Source organism: Bradyrhizobium sp. Leo78, from assembly GCF_059512425.1.
This window is the reverse complement of the sequence record NZ_JCAMOT010000026.1, coordinates 104,614-124,814: the sequence shown is the minus strand read 5'-3', so window position 1 is coordinate 124,814 and position 20,201 is coordinate 104,614. Positions and strand designations below refer to the sequence as shown.

Sequence of the window (20,201 nt, the reverse complement as noted above, 5' to 3'; positions counted from 1 at the left end):
GCCACCACAAACCGCATCCGTTCATCCACAGCACAGGTCTCCATCCAACCCATCGGCAAGCTCCTCCTTGCCGATCAGTTGACCTGTTACCCATGTCGCCGGTCTATTCTGTTACCTATGTAGCCGGTTAGGACCGATCCGACCTCTCCCCGATGGGGAGAGGTGAGGCACTTCCAGCGTGGCGCCAACTCGACCTGATCTCATCACGCCTAAAGCGACAGCGCAGTCGCCCGTGGATAGCGCCACCTGATCGGTGATCCGTGACGCATGCCGGGCCGGCGCTGCGGCCAACGAGGTCATGCGCGGCCTCGCGCCGCGCATGCACGCTTCGCCTCGGTTGGCCAAGACATGGATGGCCGGGTCAAGCCCGGCCATGACGAAGCCGCGAGGGTCTGGCGCGGTCTCCGGTCATGTTGCCATATAATCGAACGCCACCGTGCCGAGCCCGAGCGTCAGGTCCGCCTTGAAATGCAGGGCGGAGACGACCTCGCGGACCGGAAGCCGCGCGACGTCGCAGAGCGCGTGCGGGAACAGGCCGAGAGCGGCAGGGCCGGTCCAGGCTTCCTTCAGCGTGATCTCTTCGAGATGGAAGCGCACGAGCTCGCAGATGCGCGGGCTGCCGTCGACATGCGGGATGATCTTCAGGATGAAGTTCGGCGCGTTCATGCCACTCAGCACGGCGTCATGATCGACCGGACGGTGCTTGTAGCCCATCGTGGCGGAAGCGCAGAGCACCGAGCCGTAGTGCAGCGTGCCGACCAGCACGTCGCTCTCGACCTCGATCTTTGGCCTCGCGAGCTTCTTCGGAAATCCCCAGAGCTCGCGCCCGCCGGCGATCGGCCCTTCGTCGTCCAGATACATCGCGTGGGTGTAAGCCCCCTCCTCCCCTTTGAAGCGAACCGGGATCACTTGGCCGGTCTCGGTGTAGTCGCCAAAGCCGGTGGAGTCGGGCATCCGGATGAATTCGTATTTCACCACGGGCTCGGCGACCTCGAGCGGCTCGGGCACCACGGCGGCGAGCGCTTCGGGATCGGTCCTGTAGGTGATGACGAAATATTCTCGGTTGAAGAAGCGATAGGGCCCCGGCGGAAACGCGGGGCTGGTGAGCGGCATCGAATAGGCACTTCGCCTGACATCGTCGATCTTCATCTGCTGGCCCCAAAGGTTGTTGGCGTGTCGTTGGCAGACCGCGATTATGCGGCGACAGAGCGACGCAGGCGAGACCGTAAATTCGGCAGGATCCGTTCAGGCCGATCCGGGGGAATGAGAGGACATCACTTTTTCTGGACCGGCGGAGCGGTCTTTTCCGCAGGCGCCGGTGGCAGCGCGGGTTGCGCGCCGATCTTCTGCGCGTCAGGGTCGGGACGTGCGGGCTCGGGCGCCGGCGTGGTCGGCCGCTCGCCTCCTGGCTTTGATTCGGCTGGCTTCGTCTGCGGCTCGGGCGGGGAAGACTGCACTGGCGGCGTCGCCTGCGCCACCTCCTCGGATTGACGCGCTGCGATCTCCACCAGCGAAGCGACGGAAATCACAAGTCCGCCCACAAACAGGGCGGATGCGATCAGAATATCCTTCCGGTAGCTGCGCTGCCTGTCGGTCGCCATCTCGTTCTACCCGCGTCATTGTCTGCGGGTTCAACGATTCCAGCGAGACCTGGTTCCGCGCACGGGGCAACGGGAACTGTACCGACCTGGGGCGCGGGTGGCCCGAGCCACCGGACCCGGAAAAGAACGGCCTATTTTCCGAGCGACGGCGGCGGTGTTGCATCCGTGCGCGTGGGCAATATGGGATATTCGATCCTTGGCAATTGCCCGGTCAGCGAATTCAGGAACGCCACGATATCGTTCTCTTCCTTGTCAGTTAGCTTGGCACCAAGCTGAACTTCGCCCATCACGCCGACGGCTTGCTTCAAGCTCCAGACCTGGCCCGAGTGAAAGTACGGTGCTCGCAGGGCGACGTTGCGGAGAGGCGCGGCGCGAAACACGTACTCGTCACTCGCCGTCTTGGTGACCGCGAACCGGCCTTTGTCGCCGCTGGGCAACACGTCCGAACCCGGCTTTTCGATCACGCCGAACGGGAAGTAGTCCTGGCCGCCGATGTTGATGCCGTTGTGACAGGACGAGCACCCCTTGTCCATGAACAGCTTCAATCCCGCCTTCTGCTGCGCGCCGAGGGCGTTGGCATCCCCTTCAAGGTACTGATCGAAGGCCGCGGCCGGCGTAATCAGAGTCGCCTCAAACGCCTCGATCGCCTTGGCAAAGTTGTCGAAGGTAACTGGGGATGCTTCGTTGGGGAACGCCTTCCTGAACATCGCGACATAGTCGGGCATGGACGTCAGCGTCCTGATCACGTGATCCGGTGTCGCGTTCATTTCGACGCTCGCCTGCACAGGACCCTTCGCCTGCGCCTTGAGGTCTGCCGCGCGTCCGTCCCAGAACTGCGCCACATTGAACACCGCGTTATAGACCGTTGGCGCCCGGCGCGGACCCTTTTGCCAGCCGTGACCGACGGAGGTCGGACCGGCGTCGACGCCGCCGGTGCCAACGTTATGGCAGGTGTTACAACTGATGATCTCGCTTGCCGACAGGCGCGGATCAAAGAACAGCATCTTGCCGAGCTCGATCTTGTCGCGCGTGACGGCGTTGTTTTTGACAGCGGGGAGCACCGAAGGGATTGGTGTGAAGAGCTGCTTGGCAGCCTTCATGAGATCGTCATCAGCGACAGCTTGTGAAGAGGCCAGCATCGCAACAGCGACAGATAAGAACTTGCGCATAGTATCGAGCTCCCAACCACGACCAATGTTGGAATAGGTCCAAATGCACTCGCTCCTCATTGATCGGGATCAAACGGCCCGCTTCAGGTCGAAACCTGCAATGCTGCCGCTGTTCGCGGACGCTATTGCATGCTGTCGATCGACCGACCTACGCAACCAACTGATCACAAGGGCCGGGGATCGCTGAGATCCACGACATTGTCCGCGTCGCCAAGGACGGATCTTCGGTGCGTGATGGCCAGCACCGTGACATAGCGAACCAGGGTACGAACGTGGTTCATGATGTCCCGCTCGGTCGCGTCATCGAGCGCAGAGCTCGCCTCGTCGAGGAAAAGAACGCTCGGATTGCCATACAAAGCGCGGGCGATCGCGATGCGCTGGCGCTCCCCGCCCGACAGCTTCAGGCCACGTTCGCCGACCTTGGTCTCGAAGCCCTCCGGGAGCGCATCGATGAAAGACAGGATAGCCGCTTTTTCTGAGACGTCGCGAAGCCGGGCCTCATCGCGAGGGCGACCTAGAATGATGTTGTCTGCAAGGCTTTCGTTCAGCAGCGCGACGTCCTGGGGCACGACCGCTATGGCGCGGTACCAGTCGGCGCGCGCGATGCGCAGGAGGTCGATGTCGTCGACCAGAATGCGACCTGAATGAGGCTCGATGGATTTCAGCGCGAGCTTGAAGATGGTCGACTTTCCAGAGCCGGTCTCGCCTACGATAAACGTGATGGAGCCGCGGCTTGCCGTGAAGCTGATGCCATCGACCCCACGACCATTGCCGTAATCGTACCTGATATCGTCGAAGGTGATGCGTCCCTCTCGGGGGACAAAGGTCTCTGCATGCGGCGATTCATTCACTTCCGGAGCCCGCCACATGTCCGCGAGCGGAATGAGTTGCGCTCGGGAACGCGCGAAAACGTCCATCGTCTGGGCGATCATCTCGAACGGCAGGTTGAGCTGGAGCAACAGGGCGTTGAACAGCACGATATCGCCGACCGTCATCGCTCCGGCCTGATGGCGGGGCAGCAACAGCAGGAAATTGACGGCGAATTGGATCGAGAGACCCAGGCCCAGCAGGGCCGACGAGCCGGCGCGACGGAATGTGTAAGCCCGCCAGCCATCCTTTACCGCGCGAGCCTTCTCGGTGAAGCGGCGGCTCATCCACGCATGACTGCCGAGATGACGCAACGTCTCCATCGCGTTCATCGCGTTGCCGACGAATCGAGCATTTTCCTGCGCAGCCGAGACGGCAGCGTCGAGAAGGGTCTGCGATCGACGCGTCGAGACGAATGTCATCCCGATCACGGCGGCGCCGTAGGCGGCGACGATCGCCACAACCTCGATGCTCAAGAGGGTGACGAGCGTGAGCGCGATCTGCGTTGCGCCCGGAATGAACACGATCAGCGCGATGTGCATGATCGTCGTCAGCGCGCCACGCCCCTGGGCGCCGGCAGTCTGGATCTCGGCCGGGTTATGCTCGACGAAGAAGTCGGATCTTTTCCTCAAAATGCGTTCGAAGAACCGCGTGCTCACGATGAAGCCGAGGTTTTCGGCCGTCATCACCGACAGGTGTTGCACCGCGCGCTGCAGCGCCGAGGCAACGCCCACCAGCGCGGCGTAGAGCAGGAACGCCCACAGAAGGTCCGAGACAACAGTCTCTTTGGTCAGCCGGTCCACAAGGCGCGAGAACAGGTACGGCGCAGCGATGCCGCTGGCGCTCGACAGGAAGACGACCGCCGCCACCAGCGACAGCGCCCGCCAGTCGGATTTCCAGTAGGCATGGAAGATTTCGGCGATAGGGGCGTTGCTCGCGGGCTTGGTCATAAGTTTCTGATTTGCAGCGATTCACGCAAATTGCGGTTGGCCAATTCTGTCTCAGAGGCCATGACCGATCAACGATAGCGGCGACGGCTTTAGGAAAAAACGTAAACCCTCTACTCAATGGGAGCATGGTCGGGTACCCCAGTCCGCACTGAACACCCGCGAACGGTGTGAAGCTGCTCACATTGCTCGTGGGAGTTTCCTGCTAAATTGACGATGATCCATCCGATGCCGGAGGGCACGGCCATGCAAAGCACAGCTTGTTTGGAATGGATACAGCGTTGGCGTAAGCGGGGATCGCTTGTTGCTTTTGTGGCCTGCTGCAGCATCTGCCTGATCTCGGCCTCTGCCACGTGCGCTGCCCAGGCAACCTTCAAACCCGCCGATCAGCCTAACGGCACGCCATCGGAAGACCTGGCAGCAACCGCTGTCTTCATTGTCGACGCAAAAAAGTGCGAGAGGATGGCTTCCGACGCCTGGTCGGAACCTGAGGTATGGGCATGGCAACAAATCTGCCGGCATCTCAACGTCGATTTCGACGAGAAGGAAGCGAACGACTACGCGGACAGACAGGAGAAAAATTCACCCAAGCGCGATGCGGTGTACCGGCAGAAGCTTGAAGCTCTTCGAACGGAGAACAATAAGAACCCCGAGAAGCTGGCCACCGACGAATCGCGAACGCTGAGCGGCAAATTTCTGGCAATGATTTTCGGCGACCCTGAATTGAGGCGTCACACCTGGAACGTACCGCTCAGGTTGTTTGGGTTCAGTACCGACCGACTTGTTATCGACACCGCGGCGCTGAAATCGCTGGACATACGAAACGCATATGTCGAGAGGCTCGCAATCCAGAATACGACCATTGATGGCGATCTCAGGTTGGAGAACTCCCACTTGGCAAGCATCAAGATGCAATTGGTGGCGGCCAAGCATTTCCTGCTGAACAAGGTATCGGTTACCGCGAAGAAGGTCGGACCGGGCCATGCGGTTCCCGATCCGCCGCCATTGGATGTAGAGAAGCCGGATGGAGCACTGACGATTCATACGGCCCGGATCGACGACCGGATATCGATCCTGGAAGGGTCCTACGACGCGATCGACTTGAAGCGCGTGAAAGTTGGCGACCTGTTCATCCTTCAGCCTGACTGGAACCGCTCCAGGGACACCGATAGACCAGAGCTGAGCATCACCGAGTCCGTGGACCACGGGGTCTTCACCATTCAGACCAGCCCTACGGGGGCATCGCCTCAGCAGATCAAGCTCGACCAGTTCATCTTCGCCAATGCCTATTTCGGTCCGGACCCGATGCCGGTCATCCGCGCCATGGATGCATAGGCCGAAATCCGCACTCACGGTCGTCCCGACCTGGAACCGTATACGCTGATCGCCAAGTCATACGCGCAACGCGGCGAAACCCATAACTCAGACAAGATCCTGATTGCCAAGAACAACCAAGACTGGCACTGGGCGGACTTGGTATCGCTGGATTTTGTTGGCCTCACTTTCACATGGCTTGTCGCCGATTACGGCTTCCATCCGGAAGTGGGTTTCTTGTGGATCGCCGGATTCGTGCTGCTTGGCTGGGGGATCTTCTGGCACGCCTCCACTCGTCTGGCTGCAGGCTCGTACCAACCGAAGAGTCCTTTCCTGTTAGCTCTGGATTCAGTGATCCCGGGCATCCACTTGGACAAGAACCACCAAGATGTGCGCTATAATGGGTGGCCTCAGGGCATGCTCTATCTGCTCCGGATCCTTGGCGCCGTGCTGGTCTTCGTTGCCTTCAGCTATCTGCAGAAGAAGGTGCTAGGCTGACCGCGGGAAGTCGCTTCTTCCGTTCAAATCCACATCGTACATGCCTGCTTCGTTGGTGGCATGGAAGCACAGCCGTAGCCAAGTGAGACGCGCGCCTGCAGGTATCGAAGCGCGATTGTTTAGTTGAATTCTCGTGGATGACGGCAGCTTCCAAAGAACGAACGAAAGTCGAAGGTCAGACGCAATCGCTGTGGTCACATCGCGCCGTGCGCGGAGTTGTGTGCAGCCTTTCGCTTCTCAATCTGCGTGAAAAGCTAGATGGAATCTAAGCCCGCCGCATTGTGACCGCACCACGACCTCCTGTAGGTCGCGATCCCGGTAGCCGACAGAAGTCGGCTGGGGATTTTTGGGGCGACTGATCTGATGACGTGCGGGACTACACTTCACAAGAAAACCCTTCTGGCTGCAGCGAGCGCACTTGCGTTGCTGATTGATGGCGGAGACACAGCCGTTGCGCAGACGTCGCACGAGCTGCCGGCCGTGCAGGTGCATGCGCCAACGCCGCGCGCGGCGCGTCGTGTCGCACCGCGCCAAAATGCCGCAACTGCGCCGCGTGCGGCGGCTCCGCGCCCTGTCGAGCCTCGTGCGCGGACGACACCGCCGACCGGCATAATCGGCAGCCTGCCGCCATCTTATGCGGGCGGGCAGGTGGCTTCGGGCAGCCAGGTCGGCATGCTCGGCAATCGCAACGTGATGGACACGCCGTTCAACCAGACCAGCTACACCGCGCAGACAATCCAGGATCAGCAGGCGCGAAAGCTCGATGACGTGCTCGCCAACGATCCGTCGATCCGTTCCAACGTGCCGCGCGCCTACGGCTTCGACTTTGTGTCGATCCGCGGCTTCAATGTGCCGAGTTCGGCCTACGGCATCAACGGACTGTACGGCATCGCATCGGCTTTCTCGTTCTCGTCGCTGGCCGCGATCGAACGCGTCGAGGTGCTGAAGGGGCCGGGCGCGCTGCTGAGCGGCATGCCGCCGGACGGCGGCGTCGGCGGCAGCATCAATCTCGTTACCAAGCGCGCTGGCGATGATCCGATCGCGCAGCTCACCAACACCTATGCCTCGCGCTCGCAGTTCGGCACGCATTTCGACGTCGGTCGCCGGTTCGGCGAAGCGAGCGAATTCGGCGTCCGGTTCAACGGCAGCTATCGCAACGGCGATACCGAACTCGCCAACCAGAGCCAGGAGCTCGGGACCGCAGCGCTAGGCCTCGACTACCGCGGCGAGCGCGTCCGCCTATCCGCGGATGTCGGTTACGAGAAGAACAACGTCGACGCCATGACGCGCTTCGTGGTGTTAGGTCCGACGCTGACCGGCGTGCCGGTGCCGCCGGATGCACGCGCGAGCTTCATGCCAAGCTGGGGCTATTGGAACGGCGAAGGCAAATTCGGCCTCGTGCAGGGTGAGGTCGACATCACCGAGAACCTGACGGCCTATGCCCAGGCCGGCGTGGTGAAGGGCGAGACCAAGTATCTTTATTCGGATATCAGGGTCACCAACCTCAACGGCAATTTCGACGGTTCGCCACGACTGAACAGCCAGACCCGCGACCAGGCGGCGGTGCAGGCGGGCTTCCGTGCCTCGGTGGATACCGGGCCAATCCATCACGCGATCAATTTCAACGCGACGGGATCCGAAGGTGACGTCGGCATCATCAACACGACGGGCACGGCCTTCACGTCCAATCTCTATAGCCCGCGTCCGAGCCCGACGCCGCTGATCTCGGTGGGAGCACCGCCGAAAATCTCGGATACGCATCTGTCGAGCTTCGGCATTGCCGACATCATGTCGGTGGCAAACGGTCGCGTCCAGTTCACCGCGGGCGTGCGCCAGCAATATGTCGAGAGCCGCTCGTTCAGTGCAACGACCGGGCTGCAGACGTCCGGCTATGACACTTCGGCGACGACGCCGGCCTATGCGGTGGTGATCAAGCCGCTGGAGAACGTCTCCATCTATGCCAACTACATCGAAGGGCTCGAGGCCGGCACCGTGGTCGGCGCTCAGTATGCCAATGCCGGCCAGGTCCTGCCACCCTATCGGACCCGGCAATATGAAGTCGGCGCCAAGGTCGATTGGGGCCGGATAACGACGACCGTCAGCGCCTTCGACATCAACCGGCCGCTGCAGCTCGTCGATTTCGTCACCAACACGCTGACGCAATCCGGCGAGAGCCGCAACCGCGGCGTCGAGCTGAATGTCTTCGGTGAGGTCACGCCAGGCGTGCGGCTGCTGGGCGGCGTGATGTTCATCGATGCGCGTCAGGACAAGACCGAGCGCGGGCAGTTTGACGGCTACCGGACTTTCAGCGTGCCCGACACACAGCTCAATCTCGGCGGTGAGTGGGACGTGCCGTTCCTGCACGGCCTGACGCTGACGGGACGCGCGATCTATACCGGCAGCTTCTTCGCCGATCAGGCCAATACGCTGCTGGTCTCGGACTGGGCACGCTACGACGCGGGTGCGCGCTACACCTTTACGGCGCCGTGGAACAACAAGCCGGTGGTGGTGCGCTTCCAGGTCGAGAACCTGTTCGACAAGAACTACTGGCAGGGCGCGAACACCAACAGATACGTCTATCTCGGTGCGCCCAGAACCTATCTGGTCTCGACAACTTTCAACTTCTAGCGATGGCTGAACCAAATCATGTCTACGGAAAGCAGCTTGCCGTTGGTGCTCTGCTGATCGTCTTGCCCATGCTGTCTCATTGGGGAGCCGCGAGCGCGCAGACCGTCAACTCGTTCGAGGGCGACCGCGGACCAGGTCAGGCGGTGTGCAAATCGAACGGGGGGCCGATCCATTGTGATCGGGCGGAGATGGACGTTGCCGCGAGCGGCAAGCAGATCGTGCAGGTCACCTGGCAGAACATCAACGTGTATGACACTACGGGCAAGCTGTTGAAATCCACGCCGCTGGCCGCACTGATCCGCAGCGCCGGGCTCGACCCGAACCCGGCGAAAGGCGGCGGACCGTTCGAGCCGCATATCGTCTACAACGAGTTCATCGAGCGCTGGATCATCACCGTGACCTGCGCCAACGACTGCACGCTTGTGAGCGCCAGCGCCGACGCGACGGATTCGTGGGGCGGCACCTACCTGTCCTGCCTGCAGGGCGGCCCCTGCCTCGACCGCAATCCCGGCATCAAGCTGGGCTACGACAAGAACGGTGTGTACATCTGCGGAGGCCACGCTGGCGACGACAATCCGAGCACGGTGCCGGGCGTGTCCTACGACTGCTTTGCAGTACCGCCGGATGAGATCAAGGCGATCGCGCAAGGCACAGCGCCAGCCCATATCAACCGTGGCCACAACCTGCCGCTCGACATCGTCCCTGCGGTTGACCACGATCGATCGAAGGCACCATCGGCTCCGGCGTTCTTTGCCAACAAGAGCTGCGACCACGCGGCGCAATACTCCTGCCAGCGCTCGACCAATTTCTCGTTTCACTGGATCGTGAACACCTTCAGGTGGAATGGCGCCACCGGCACCTACAATGCCGGCGGCGCCCAGCAGGTGATCAAGACCGATATCGGCTCGAAGGAGAACAAGTGGCTCTACAACACGCCGTGCTGCGGCCAGACCATGTCGATCCCGCAGGCCGACAGCGACGTCACCCTTCGCGCCGCAACCAGCCACCGCCTGATGAATGTCGTCCAGCACGGCTCGCACCTGTATGGCGTCCTCGGGTCCGGGCCATGCACTGACTCCTGCGGGGCACAGGGCGCTGATGCCAACAATTTGCTGATCTGGGTGGACCTCGATTGCTCGCAGCCGGCCGCCTGCGTGGTCAGCCAGACGGCAAAGATTGCCAGCCCTGACAATCACCTGGAGTTTGGCACGATTGGCGTGGACGATGCGGGGAACCTGGGCATCGTCGGCACGTCCTCAAGCGCGCGCGCAAACCTGTCGGTCCTGCTCTGGACCCGCCGCCACGACGATCCGGCCAACACGTTCACCGGCCCGACGACGATCGTCGCGGGCACGCATCCCTACACCTGCCCGAATGAGAGGAACGTGAGCCCGATGGGGAATTCGGTCGGCATCCTGACCGCGCTCGACCCGGTGGACCGCAAGACATTGTGGGCGACCCAGCAGTGGGCCAATGATGCCACTCCCTGCGTCTGGAACACACGCATCGTCGGCTACAAGGTCGCGCCGGAGAAGCGCTGACGACCGAGGCCCCCATCGGCTGTGTTGACTTTCCAGATGGCGTGGCGCACCCCGCCACCTAGCGCTGCGGCTCCCATTGGAACTTTCTCCCGCGCGGCCGTTTTTAGTGGTCCGGCGTGGTGGGTTAGTGCGCATGGCACTAAGTGCACCTCGCCTCCGTCTCTGGGAAGGAGCTTTCCCGCGATGGAGCATGAGACCAGGATTGAAAATCGACTGCTGGCCGCGCTGCCGCAAGCGGACTTGGATTTGCTTGCGCCACATTTCCGGAACGTGTCGCTCAAACGCGACGCCGTCCTGGCGCGATCGGGCGATCTGATTGAACAGATCTATTTCCCTTCCAGCGGGCTGGTCGCGCACGTTATGGACATGCCGAACGGACAAACGGTCACCACCGCGATCGTCGGCAAAGAGGGCGCGGTAAACATCCTCACGGCGCTCGGGCCGGCCCGCTCGCCGATGACGATGGTGGTTCGGATCGCCGGAACTGCTTTGCAGCTCTCTCCGGCACGCTTCCATGCGGCGCTCGAGCACAGCCACGCCCTCAAGGCCGCCGTCAATAGGCTCAACAGGGCCCTGATAGTGCAGCTCCAGCATGTTGCGGCTTGCAATGCGCTGCACTCAGTCGAAGCCCGGTTGGCCCATTGGCTGCTGCACATCCACGACCGGACCGAAAGCGACATGCTGCCGCTTACGCAGGAGACGCTTTCGGAGTTGCTGGGCGTGCGACGAACGACGGTGACCCATGTCGTATCCAAGCTCCGCGCGTCGGGAGCGATCAGGTCCAATCGGCGAAGCTCGATCGAAATCGACAGGCCGCGGCTCGAAGCAGCGGCATGCGACTGCTACCAGATCATGCGCAGCAGGATCGAGCGTATCGTTTCGACAAACGGGATGACGCCGCGCGGTCACTCCTGGCCAGTGCATGAAAGGCCGCGCGCGCACACCCCGCTACCGACCGCCGAGAACGGAGCGCAGCACCGCGCACACGCCCACGGAGCGGCCGCTCACCGTGCAAGGCACCGTTGAAGAACGGTTAGCTAGTGGCCAGCCTTAGCACACGCTCCTCACTCTTTCGTCCGTCTCGTAGACCCACGCTTCCTTGGCAAACCATTCATGGTTGGTCTGGCAGATCGAGCAATAGGTGCGCGCGAAGAACACCGTACTGCATCGAAACTTCTCGCGATCGGCTTTCATGCCCGTAGGCATCGCGCGTCCCGTCTGCGGGCATTTGATCATGACGATACCCATCTTGGTCCTCCCTCAATGTCCCGAGTTGCTGCATCAGCAGCATTCCGCGGGCCATCGGCTGGACTTCGCCTCTTCTCGCGGGAGGCGCTTTTCGTCCAGCCGATTCTCCGTGGCGCTTAACAGACGTTCGATCTAGGGACCCGTCCGCAGCACCCTGGCAAGACTCTTCCTGATAGGCTCGGCAGTCTCCTTCGCCACTTCCTGAGTAAGCTCCCACAGTTCCTTGTTCTGAGCAGAGGTGACCTCAAAATTCTTGCGGCCATGCGTGGCCGATAGCTGGATGATCTCCGGCAGCGACTTCGTCCCCATCAGATGTGTGAGAAATTCAAGAGCGGAGCTGGTGTTCGCGCCCGAGATCTCGATCAACTTGGCCACGTAGTCGGCGGCGCCTTTCGCGTTGGTCGAGCAGGCTTCCTTGAGGATGTCGGCGATCTCGCCAGAAGCGGCCTTCATCTTTTCGCAATTTTCCTTCGCCCGCAGCATGCTTTGCTCGGCGATGTTCTGATACACTCCCGGTATCGCGAACAGCGGCATGTCGAATCCGCGTTTCGTGTCAGCACCGGCAGTCGGATTGGCATTCATTTCATTCGAGTATGCATCATTCACGGGTTGTAATCCTTTCAAGCGAGACTGGAACCAGCGGCAGTTCGATACGCAATCCCGGCTCTCTCGAAGCGAGCGTGCCACGAACGAGCCGGGAAGGATTTCCCAGATGTCGGACCGGAACGGAGTTGTCGCGCCGTGCCCCCATCTACCGGACTATGCTCGACGAGCGCCGAGACTTCGGTTCGCTTTCTGACTCTCGAAACGTTTTTCGTAGGTAGCGACCGCCTCGCTCCGTAGGTCCATACGGCGCAAGTCTCCGGCGTATGAAGCGAGCCGCCTGACGGGGATTGTGTTCACGGCAAAAGAGCGGCCGAGCAACCAGCCGCTCCCTCCTTTTTTTGCGCCGGGTGACCCGGTGGTACGCAATCGCTGCTACCGCCCCGAGCCCATCGCGCTTGTCCTCAGCGACTGACAGGTGCAGCCTAACCCAGGACCAATGTCCTTACTCGGGCATCCAATGATTGGATTCACACAGCCGCCGTGCGACGCCGGGGTCATCGAGGCGACACCGGCTTTTGACGCTGCCCTGTCACAGAGACGCAAGTGGCTGACGCTGGCCGCAGCCGTCATTGGGTCCAGCATGGCTCTCCTCGACGGTTCTGTCGTGAACATCGCGTTACCCGCAATCCAACAGGCGCTGAATGCAGATGCGGCTGCGACACAGTGGATCGTCAACGCCTACCTGCTGCTGCTTGGTGCGCTCGTGCTGATCGGAGGTTCGGCGGCCGATCTCTACGGCCGACGCCGGATTTTTGTTATCGGCATCGCGGTCTTCACCGCCGCCTCCATCGTCTGCGGGCTCTCACCGAATATCATGGTGCTTATCGTCAGCCGTGCGGTTCAAGGTCTTGGCGCCGCGCTGTTAACGCCGGCCAGTCTGGCGATGTTAGGAGCGACCTTCGGCAAGGATGAACGGATCCGGGCAATCGGGATATGGGCGGGCGCAGGTGCACTGATGATGGCGGCCGGTCCGATGTTGGGCGGCTGGCTGGTCGACCAGGTATCGTGGCGGGCGATCTTTCTCCTCAATGTCCCGCTCGCCATTGCCGCGGCCGGACTTGCGCTTCGCTTCGGCTGCGAAAGCAGCGATCCCCGGGCGAAGCAACTCGACTGGAGCGGCGCCGCCTCAGTCGCGATTGGCCTTGCTGCGATGACATGGTCCCTCAGCGCCATTCCGGCGTCGGGATTTCGCGACAAGACAGTGCTGGTTGCCCTGGGAGTGGGAGCCGCTTTCCTGGCTTCGTTCGTCGTGATTGAAGCCCGTCTCCATGAGCGGGCGATGATGCCGTTGTCGCTCTATCAATCTCGCGATTTTTCAGCAACGAATGCGTTGACGCTGTTGCTCTACTTCGCGCTCGGAGGTGCGCTCTATTATCTGCCGTTCGGCCTGATCCGCGTCGGCGGCTACTCGGCGACCCAGGCCGGCGCGGCGTTGCTGCCTTTTGCCCTGATCATGGGATTCGGGGCGTCATTCGCCGGGACCATTGCTGACCGTTGGGGGCCGCGGCTGTTGCTCACTGTCGGGCCCATCGTCGCAGCCTGCGGATTTACGATACTTGCCTTTGTCGATCTCAGGCAGCCTTACTGGATTAGCGTATTTCCGTCGATGGTCCTGCTGGGCGTGGGGATGTCGATCACGGTTCCACCGCTGACGTCGACTGTGATGGCAACCGCCGGCGAAGCCCACGCCGGGATTGCTTCGGGCATCAACAACGCGGTCGCTCGCGTTGGCGGCCTGCTCGCGGTTGCGGCACTCGGGGTGGTGTTCTTTGCAAACTTCTTGCATGATCTTGCCGGAGCAACGCCCGCGCAAGCCAACGAGGCCCTGAATGCCGTGATGTCCGGACAGGCGGACGCTCATGCAGGGGCAATAGCCGCATTCGAGCGGGCGCTGAGCACGATCATGCTGGTGCCCGCAAGCTGCGCCGCACTTGCCGGCCTCGCCGGTTGGGTGTGGATCGCGCCGCGCCCCAAGCGTGCAGGCACCTGACACAACCCCGCAGCCAGGCGCAGTTCGACGCCCTAATCGGCTGTGTTGACTTCCCAGGTGGCGTGGCGGACGCCGGCCTGACGCTGCAGGTCCACCGCGACGGCATTGAGCTCATTGGGATTGACTGACGTGCTGACCAGCGTCGCCACGATCTCCAGCAGATCGTCACCGATCTCCTGGAGATCGATATCAGCAACCGGGTAGCTGGCGGCCTCGAGCTTCTCGACCAATTGGTCGCGCATGGCCGGCAAGGCGTCGCTGGAGACCGCGAGCTTGAAATAGTAGGTCGCCTCCGATGCCTGCTCGTCGAGCGGGATGCGGTTGATGGCATTCACCAGCGGCCGCAGCAGCGTGTTGCCGGCGAGGATGAAGAAGGTGAGCGCTGCGGCCTGCGCCTCCATGTCGGCGCCGGCGCAAGAGCCGACCGCGGCTGATGTCCACAAGGTCGCCGCCGTGTTGAGCCCGCGCACATCCATGCCCTGCTTCATGATGACACCGGCGCCGAGAAAGCCAATGCCCGACACGACATAGGCGATCACCCGCACGGCGCCGTCCGCGCCCGACAGTCGCATCGCAAGATCGACGAACGCAGCCGCTCCGACCGCGACCAGCACATTGGTGCGCAGGCCCGCGGTGCGCTGGCGATATTGCCGCTCGGCGCCGATCAGCGTGCCCAGCACAAAGGCTGTGGTCAGGCTTATCAGCGTGTCGAAGAAATCAGCGAGTTGGAAGGTCGTCAGAAACCGCATAGCCCCTCAATACGGCTTGGACACGACAAGACGATGAGATCATGATCCGATTAGACGGAATCGGATCATGATCTCATCTCTTTCTTGTTTGAGCATGATCTCCGCGCAAACGCTTCGCGTTTGTCGCGAGGGAAAACCGGTTTCCACTTTTCCGGATCATGCTCTAAAACGCCAGCAGCCCCCCGTCGCCGTCTTCGTCCGCGAATGCCAATAGCGTACCTTTGGCGTTCCAGGCCAGTGCGGAGACTGGCACGCCCTTGTTGCGACGGAGCAGTATCTCGGCCCCGTCCTCCATACGCACCATCAGCACGGTGCCGTCGCTATAGCCGGCCGCCAGGATGTCGTCCTTCGGATGGCAGGCGACGACCGCGACGCGCGCCTGCAACGGCGCCAGCATCGCCGGCTGCTTGCCCATCGGGCCATCCTTGCTGTTGAAGGGCCAGATGATGACGGTGTCGGCCCCTGAGGTCGCAAGCCCCTTGCCGCCGGCGCTCCACGACATCGACCGCACCCGGCCGGGATAGCCGCTCATGCGCATGTGCCTGTTGTCGGCGAGCCGCCAGCCATGCAGCGCCGGCTCATGCATCGCGGTGACCAGGAATTTGTTGTCAGGGCTGAAGGTGACGGCGTGATGCGAGCCCGCCCATTCCAGGAATTCCGGCTTGGCCGCCATGTTGGGAAACCACAGCGTCGCGCCGCCATAATGGGCGATTGCGAGCCGGAGGCCCTTTGGCGCAAAGGCAAGACCGCCGACGGTGGACGGCGCATCGAAGGATTTTTCCTCGCCCTTGGCCGGACGCACGAACGCGGTCTTGCCCACCGACCACGCCACCGCGCCATCGGAATGCAGCGCCACGGCATCGATCCAGCGCCGCTTCGGGTCGGTCGCCAAGGTCGAGACCTCGCCTTTGGCATTGAGCGCGACCAGCTTGCCATCGTCACCGCCCATGACGATCCGCTCGCCATCCGAGACAGAGCAGAGGATCGCGCCGCCATGCACCGGCGTCTGCGAGACTTCGCACTCCCCGCCGACGACGGCGACATTCTCCTCGGCGCCGATGAAGTGGGCGGTGTCGCCAAGGAAATGCACTGATGTGACGGCCATGCCGAGCGGCACTGGCCGTACCTGATCGGTCATCGAAGCGATGGAGGGCACCTCGCCCGGGTCGAACTCGCTCATCACGAGACGATGCAGCGCTCAAAGCCGTCGCGGATCGCCTGCTCCGGCAATTCGCGGCCGATGAAGACCAGCCGGCTCTCGCGCGGCTCGTCCTCCTTCCACTTCCGCTGATGGTCGCCTTCCAGCATCATGTGGACGCCCTGGAACACGTAACGGTCGTCGTCGCCGGCGAAGGCGAGGATGCCCTTGGAGCGCAGGATCTTCTGGCCCTCGGTCGCCACCAGGTTCTGCAGCCACGGCATGAATTTCGTGGGGTCGAGCGCCTTTTCGGTGCGCAGCGACAGCGATTGCATCTCCTCGTCGTGGTAGTGCTTCATGCCGTGGCCATGATCATGGTGGTGATGATGGTCGTGGCCATGGTGGTGATGATCATGGTCATGATCGTGATCGTCGGCTTCCAGGAAATCCGGTTCGATGTCGAGGATACGGTCGAGATCGAAGGCGCCCCGCTCCAGCACGTCGGCCAGTTCCACCTTGCAGCGCTCGGTCCGATGCAGCTTGGCGTAAGGGTTGATACCGCGGATGCGGGCCTCGACCTCGGCGAGCTCGGGCTTTGAGACGAGGTCGGTCTTGTTCAGCACGATGACGTCGGCGAACGCGATCTGGTTCTTGGCCTCGGGCGCATCCTTCAGCCGGTCGCTGAGCCATTTGGCATCGGCCACGGTGACGACGGCATCGAGCCGGGCGTTCTTCTGCACGTCCTCGTCGACGAAGAAGGTCTGCGCCACCGGCGCCGGGTCGGCGAGGCCCGTGGTCTCGACGATGATGGCGTCGAACTTGCCTTTGCGCTTCATCAGGCCGTCCATGATGCGGACGAGGTCGCCGCGAACGGTGCAGCAGATGCAACCGTTGTTCATCTCGAACACTTCCTCGTCGGCCCCGATGATCAGGTCGTTGTCGATGCCGATCTCGCCGAATTCGTTGACGATGACCGCGTATTTCTTGCCGTGGTTCTCGGACAGGATGCGGTTGAGCAGCGTGGTCTTGCCGGCGCCGAGATAGCCCGTCAGCACGGTCACAGGGATCTTTTGCGAAGAAGGTTCTGGCATGGCGACTCCGGGGGCGGAACTAAAGATCGCGCTGCCCGGGCCGGCAGGGAGGGCCCCTGCCCTAGTGGCCAAGCGCGCTGGTCAAGGCCTTTATATTGTGCCTTACCATCGCAATGTAAGTGGGGGCCTCGCCCTTTTCGGCAGTGAGACTGTCCGAATAGAGGGTCCCGCCGATCCTGGCCCCGGTCTCCTCAGCGATCCGCTGGATCAGGCGGGGATCGCTGACATTTTCGAGAAAAATCGCCGGAATTTTCGCCTTTTTGATCTGGGTGATGATCCCTGCGATATCGCGGGCGCTGGGCTCGGATTCGGTCGAGACCCCTACGGGGGCAATGAACTCGATACCGTAGGCGGCCGCAAAATAGCCGAAGGCGCGGTGGGTCGAGATCACCTTGCGGCGCGCCTCCGGGATGGTGGCGACCGCCTGCCGCGCTTCTCTGTCCAGCGCGTCGAGCTCTGCCAGATAGCTTTCCGCATTGGTGCGGAAGGCGGCGGCGTTCGCAGGCGCAGCGGCCACAAGCGCGTCGCGGATATTGGCGACATAGATCTTTGCATTGGCAACGGACTGCCAGGCATGAGGATCGGGCGCCGAGCCGAGCTTGAGCGGCGCAATGCCGTCCGTCACGGTGATGATGGTCGCTTTGCCGCCGGCGGATTGCACCAGCCGCGGCAGCCAGCCCTCCATCCCGAGCCCGTTGATGAAGAGCAGCTTCGCTTCCGCGACCTTTCTGGCGTCCGCCGGCGTCGGCCGGTACACGTGAGCATCGCCCTCGGGGCCAACCAGCGCCGCGACATTGACCTTGTCGCCTCCAACGTTGCGGACCAAGTCGGCGAGGATCGAGAAGCTCGCGACCACGTTGAGGCGCTCCTGCGCGCGCGCCGGACCTACAAGCGTGACGAGCGCGAGCAGCGCAAGCCAGAACCACCGTCGCATCGCCGCTAGGCCTCCAGATGCCGGCCGGGGAACATCTGGCGGACCAGTCCGCCGACATTGCCGAACAGGAGCGAGACCAGATAGAGCCCAGCCGCGACCAGAATGATCGCGGGGCCCGAGGGAATCCGCGTCTGGAACGACAACACCAGCCCGGCATAGCCCGAAAGGATCGCGCTTGCGACCGCGATGCAGATCATGCCGGTGATGTCGCGCGACCAGAACCGGGCGATGCCTGCGGGGAGGATCATCAGCCCGACGCCGAGCAGCGTGCCGAGCGCATGAAAGCCGTTGACGAGGTTGACCACGACCAGCGCCAGGAACGCCAGATGCGCCGGCGCGCCGGCGCGGCTGACCGTGCGCAGGAACACCGGATCGACGCATTCGATCACCAGCGGGCGGTAGATCACCGCGAGCACGAGCAGCGTGATGGTGGCGTTGAAGGTGATGACCAGCAGAGTCTGGTTGTCCATCGCGAGAATGTCGCCGAACAGCACATGCAGGAGGTCGATATTGGTGCCCTTGATCGAAACAATGGTGACGCCGAGCGCCAGCGAGACCAGGTAGAAGGTGGCGAGCGAGGCGTCCTCCTTCAGCTCCGTGTTGCGGGCGACGAGGCCGGCGAGCAGCGCCACCGTAAATCCCGCGGCCAGGCCGCCAACCGTCATCGCGAACAGATTGAGCCCGGAGAGCAGGAAGCCGATCGCCGCCCCCGGCAGGATCGCATGGGCCATGGCATCGCCGACCAGGCTCATCCGCCGCAGCATCAGGAACACGCCGATCGGCGCGGCGCCGAGCGAGAGCGCAACCACGGCGGCAAGCGCGCGGCGCATGAACTCGAACTCGGTGAAGGGCGCGATCAGCGCGTCAGTGAGCATGGCTTCAGGCGGCGCGCGAGGTGTCCACGGCACAGGCGGCGGCGCGGTCGTCGAAGGCTTCGCACATCCGCATCGCCACCGTGAGATTATCAGGCGTCAGCACTTCGGCGGTCGGCCCCCACGCCACCGGCCCGCGCCCGAGCAGCAGCGTTTCCGGGAAATTGGCGCGCACCATGTCGAGGTCGTGCAATGCCGCCAGCACCGTGCGTCCCTCGCTGTGCCAACGCTTGACCAATGCCAGCAGGTCGGCGGTGGTCTTGGCGTCGATGGCGTTGAAGGGTTCGTCGAGCACGATCAATCGCGCATTCTGTAGCAGCACCCGTGCGAACAGCATGCGCTGCATCTGGCCGCCGGAGAGCGTGCCGATCGGACGGTTCTCGAACCCGTTGAGCCCGACCGCGGCGATTGCGGCGAGGATCTTCTCACGCGCGTCCTTGCCGATGCCGCCGAACAGGCCGATGCCGCGCCACAGGCCGGTGCCGACAAAGTCAAACACCGAGATCGGGAAACTGCGGTCGATCTCGGCCGACTGCGGCAGATAGGCGATGTCCCTGTGGTCGAGGCCGCCGAGGTCGATCGCACCGGAGAGCGGCTTCAGGATGCCGGTGATGCCTCGCAAGAGCGTCGACTTGCCGGCGCCGTTCGGGCCGATCATTGCGAGCAGCGCGCCGGAGGCGACGTCGCCGTTCAGATGATGCACCGCCGGGTGGCGGTCATAGCCGAGCGTGACGTTGCGGAATTGCACTTGCGCGGGCATCGCTCACCTCATCGCCAGCAGCACGAAGGCCCACAGGCCGGCACAGACCGCGAGCGCCGCGGCAAGGCGTGCGACGACCGTCATGCGCAGGATCGACCAAGTCGCCGCCTGCGCCGGATGCGGCGTTGCCGGACCATGGCTGTGGACGACATGGTCGTGGCCGTGTCCATGGACGTGGTCGTGGGTATGGGGATGTGCGTGAGCCATTTCGCGGGAACGTTACATTATAACATTACGCGAGTCCACCT

Annotated in this window: 19 protein-coding genes; 6 read left to right on the top strand and 13 right to left on the bottom strand. The window is 62.6% G+C overall.

Features of this window, described 5'->3' with window-relative positions:
• Positions 1 to 408 precede the first annotated feature (408 nt).
• From AC5ZG1_RS28565 to AC5ZG1_RS28550, 4 genes are all read right to left on the bottom strand, one after another.
• Positions 409 to 1,149, bottom strand: a complete 741-nt coding sequence (locus AC5ZG1_RS28565) for an acetoacetate decarboxylase (RefSeq protein ID WP_496134757.1) — start codon at positions 1,147 to 1,149, stop codon at positions 409 to 411.
• Between the two features lie 125 nt (positions 1,150 to 1,274).
• On the bottom strand, positions 1,275 to 1,601 hold the full coding sequence (locus AC5ZG1_RS28560) for a hypothetical protein (RefSeq protein ID WP_496134756.1): 327 nt from the start codon (positions 1,599 to 1,601) through the stop codon (positions 1,275 to 1,277).
• 131 nt (positions 1,602 to 1,732) lie between these two features.
• Positions 1,733 to 2,770, bottom strand: a complete 1,038-nt coding sequence (locus AC5ZG1_RS28555; RefSeq protein ID WP_456643269.1) for a cytochrome-c peroxidase — start codon at positions 2,768 to 2,770, stop codon at positions 1,733 to 1,735.
• A gap of 164 nt (positions 2,771 to 2,934) precedes the next feature.
• Positions 2,935 to 4,587, bottom strand: a complete 1,653-nt coding sequence (locus tag AC5ZG1_RS28550) for an ABC transporter ATP-binding protein (RefSeq protein ID WP_496134755.1) — start codon at positions 4,585 to 4,587, stop codon at positions 2,935 to 2,937.
• 207 nt (positions 4,588 to 4,794) lie between these two features.
• Between AC5ZG1_RS28550 and AC5ZG1_RS28545 the strand changes: the two genes are divergently transcribed.
• The 5 genes from AC5ZG1_RS28545 (at position 4,795) to AC5ZG1_RS28525 (ending at position 11,591) form a co-directional block, all read left to right on the top strand.
• Positions 4,795 to 5,919: a hypothetical protein gene (locus tag AC5ZG1_RS28545; RefSeq protein ID WP_456643271.1), complete on the top strand. Its 1,125-nt coding sequence runs from the start codon at positions 4,795 to 4,797 to the stop codon at positions 5,917 to 5,919.
• A 138-nt stretch (positions 5,920 to 6,057) separates the two neighbouring features.
• Positions 6,058 to 6,396 carry a hypothetical protein gene (locus AC5ZG1_RS28540; RefSeq protein ID WP_456643272.1) on the top strand — a complete coding sequence of 113 codons (339 nt, stop codon included), beginning with the start codon at positions 6,058 to 6,060 and terminating at the stop codon, positions 6,394 to 6,396.
• Between the two features lie 363 nt (positions 6,397 to 6,759).
• Positions 6,760 to 9,024, top strand: coding sequence for a TonB-dependent receptor (locus AC5ZG1_RS28535; RefSeq protein WP_496134754.1), 2,265 nt, complete (start codon positions 6,760 to 6,762; stop codon positions 9,022 to 9,024).
• A 2-nt stretch (positions 9,025 to 9,026) separates the two neighbouring features.
• Entirely contained in the window at positions 9,027 to 10,565 is a 1,539-nt protein-coding gene (locus AC5ZG1_RS28530) for a hypothetical protein (RefSeq protein ID WP_496134753.1), read from the top strand.
• A 183-nt stretch (positions 10,566 to 10,748) separates the two neighbouring features.
• On the top strand, positions 10,749 to 11,591 hold the full coding sequence (locus AC5ZG1_RS28525) for a Crp/Fnr family transcriptional regulator (RefSeq protein WP_496134752.1): 843 nt from the start codon (positions 10,749 to 10,751) through the stop codon (positions 11,589 to 11,591).
• Positions 11,592 to 11,615: 24 nt separating this feature from the next.
• On the opposite strand, the gene AC5ZG1_RS28520 is transcribed toward AC5ZG1_RS28525, so the two are convergent.
• Together AC5ZG1_RS28520 and AC5ZG1_RS28515 are read right to left on the bottom strand one after the other, a co-directional pair.
• Positions 11,616 to 11,813 carry a hypothetical protein gene (locus tag AC5ZG1_RS28520; protein ID WP_496134751.1) on the bottom strand — a complete coding sequence of 66 codons (198 nt, stop codon included), beginning with the start codon at positions 11,811 to 11,813 and terminating at the stop codon, positions 11,616 to 11,618.
• A gap of 132 nt (positions 11,814 to 11,945) precedes the next feature.
• Positions 11,946 to 12,347: a phasin gene (locus AC5ZG1_RS28515; protein WP_496134750.1), complete on the bottom strand. Its 402-nt coding sequence runs from the start codon at positions 12,345 to 12,347 to the stop codon at positions 11,946 to 11,948.
• 508 nt (positions 12,348 to 12,855) lie between these two features.
• Between AC5ZG1_RS28515 and AC5ZG1_RS28510 the strand changes: the two genes are divergently transcribed.
• Positions 12,856 to 14,409: an MFS transporter gene (locus tag AC5ZG1_RS28510; protein WP_496134749.1), complete on the top strand. Its 1,554-nt coding sequence runs from the start codon at positions 12,856 to 12,858 to the stop codon at positions 14,407 to 14,409.
• 32 nt (positions 14,410 to 14,441) lie between these two features.
• Here AC5ZG1_RS28510 and AC5ZG1_RS28505 read toward each other — a convergent pair whose 3' ends face one another.
• The 7 genes from AC5ZG1_RS28505 to AC5ZG1_RS28475 form a co-directional block, all read right to left on the bottom strand.
• The gene (locus AC5ZG1_RS28505) at positions 14,442 to 15,158 is read right to left on the bottom strand and encodes an MgtC/SapB family protein (RefSeq protein ID WP_130229408.1); all 717 of its coding nucleotides are present in this window, start codon (positions 15,156 to 15,158) and stop codon (positions 14,442 to 14,444) included.
• Positions 15,159 to 15,321: 163 nt separating this feature from the next.
• The gene (locus AC5ZG1_RS28500) at positions 15,322 to 16,338 is read right to left on the bottom strand and encodes a WD40 repeat domain-containing protein (RefSeq protein ID WP_496134748.1); all 1,017 of its coding nucleotides are present in this window, start codon (positions 16,336 to 16,338) and stop codon (positions 15,322 to 15,324) included.
• On the bottom strand, positions 16,338 to 17,387 hold the full coding sequence (locus AC5ZG1_RS28495) for a CobW family GTP-binding protein (protein ID WP_496134747.1): 1,050 nt from the start codon (positions 17,385 to 17,387) through the stop codon (positions 16,338 to 16,340). The genes AC5ZG1_RS28500 and AC5ZG1_RS28495 overlap by 1 nt, the downstream gene beginning before the upstream one ends.
• 61 nt (positions 17,388 to 17,448) lie before the next feature.
• Positions 17,449 to 18,321 carry a metal ABC transporter substrate-binding protein gene (locus AC5ZG1_RS28490; protein ID WP_496134746.1) on the bottom strand — a complete coding sequence of 291 codons (873 nt, stop codon included), beginning with the start codon at positions 18,319 to 18,321 and terminating at the stop codon, positions 17,449 to 17,451.
• 5 nt (positions 18,322 to 18,326) lie between these two features.
• Complete coding sequence (locus tag AC5ZG1_RS28485) at positions 18,327 to 19,196, bottom strand: metal ABC transporter permease (protein WP_130229405.1); 870 nt, start codon at positions 19,194 to 19,196, stop codon at positions 18,327 to 18,329.
• A 4-nt stretch (positions 19,197 to 19,200) separates the two neighbouring features.
• Positions 19,201 to 19,953 (bottom strand): metal ABC transporter ATP-binding protein, encoded by a 753-nt coding sequence (locus tag AC5ZG1_RS28480; protein ID WP_496134745.1) that lies wholly within the window; start codon positions 19,951 to 19,953, stop codon positions 19,201 to 19,203.
• A 3-nt stretch (positions 19,954 to 19,956) separates the two neighbouring features.
• Positions 19,957 to 20,160, bottom strand: a complete 204-nt coding sequence (locus tag AC5ZG1_RS28475; protein WP_496134744.1) for a hypothetical protein — start codon at positions 20,158 to 20,160, stop codon at positions 19,957 to 19,959.
• Positions 20,161 to 20,201: the final 41 nt, after the last annotated feature.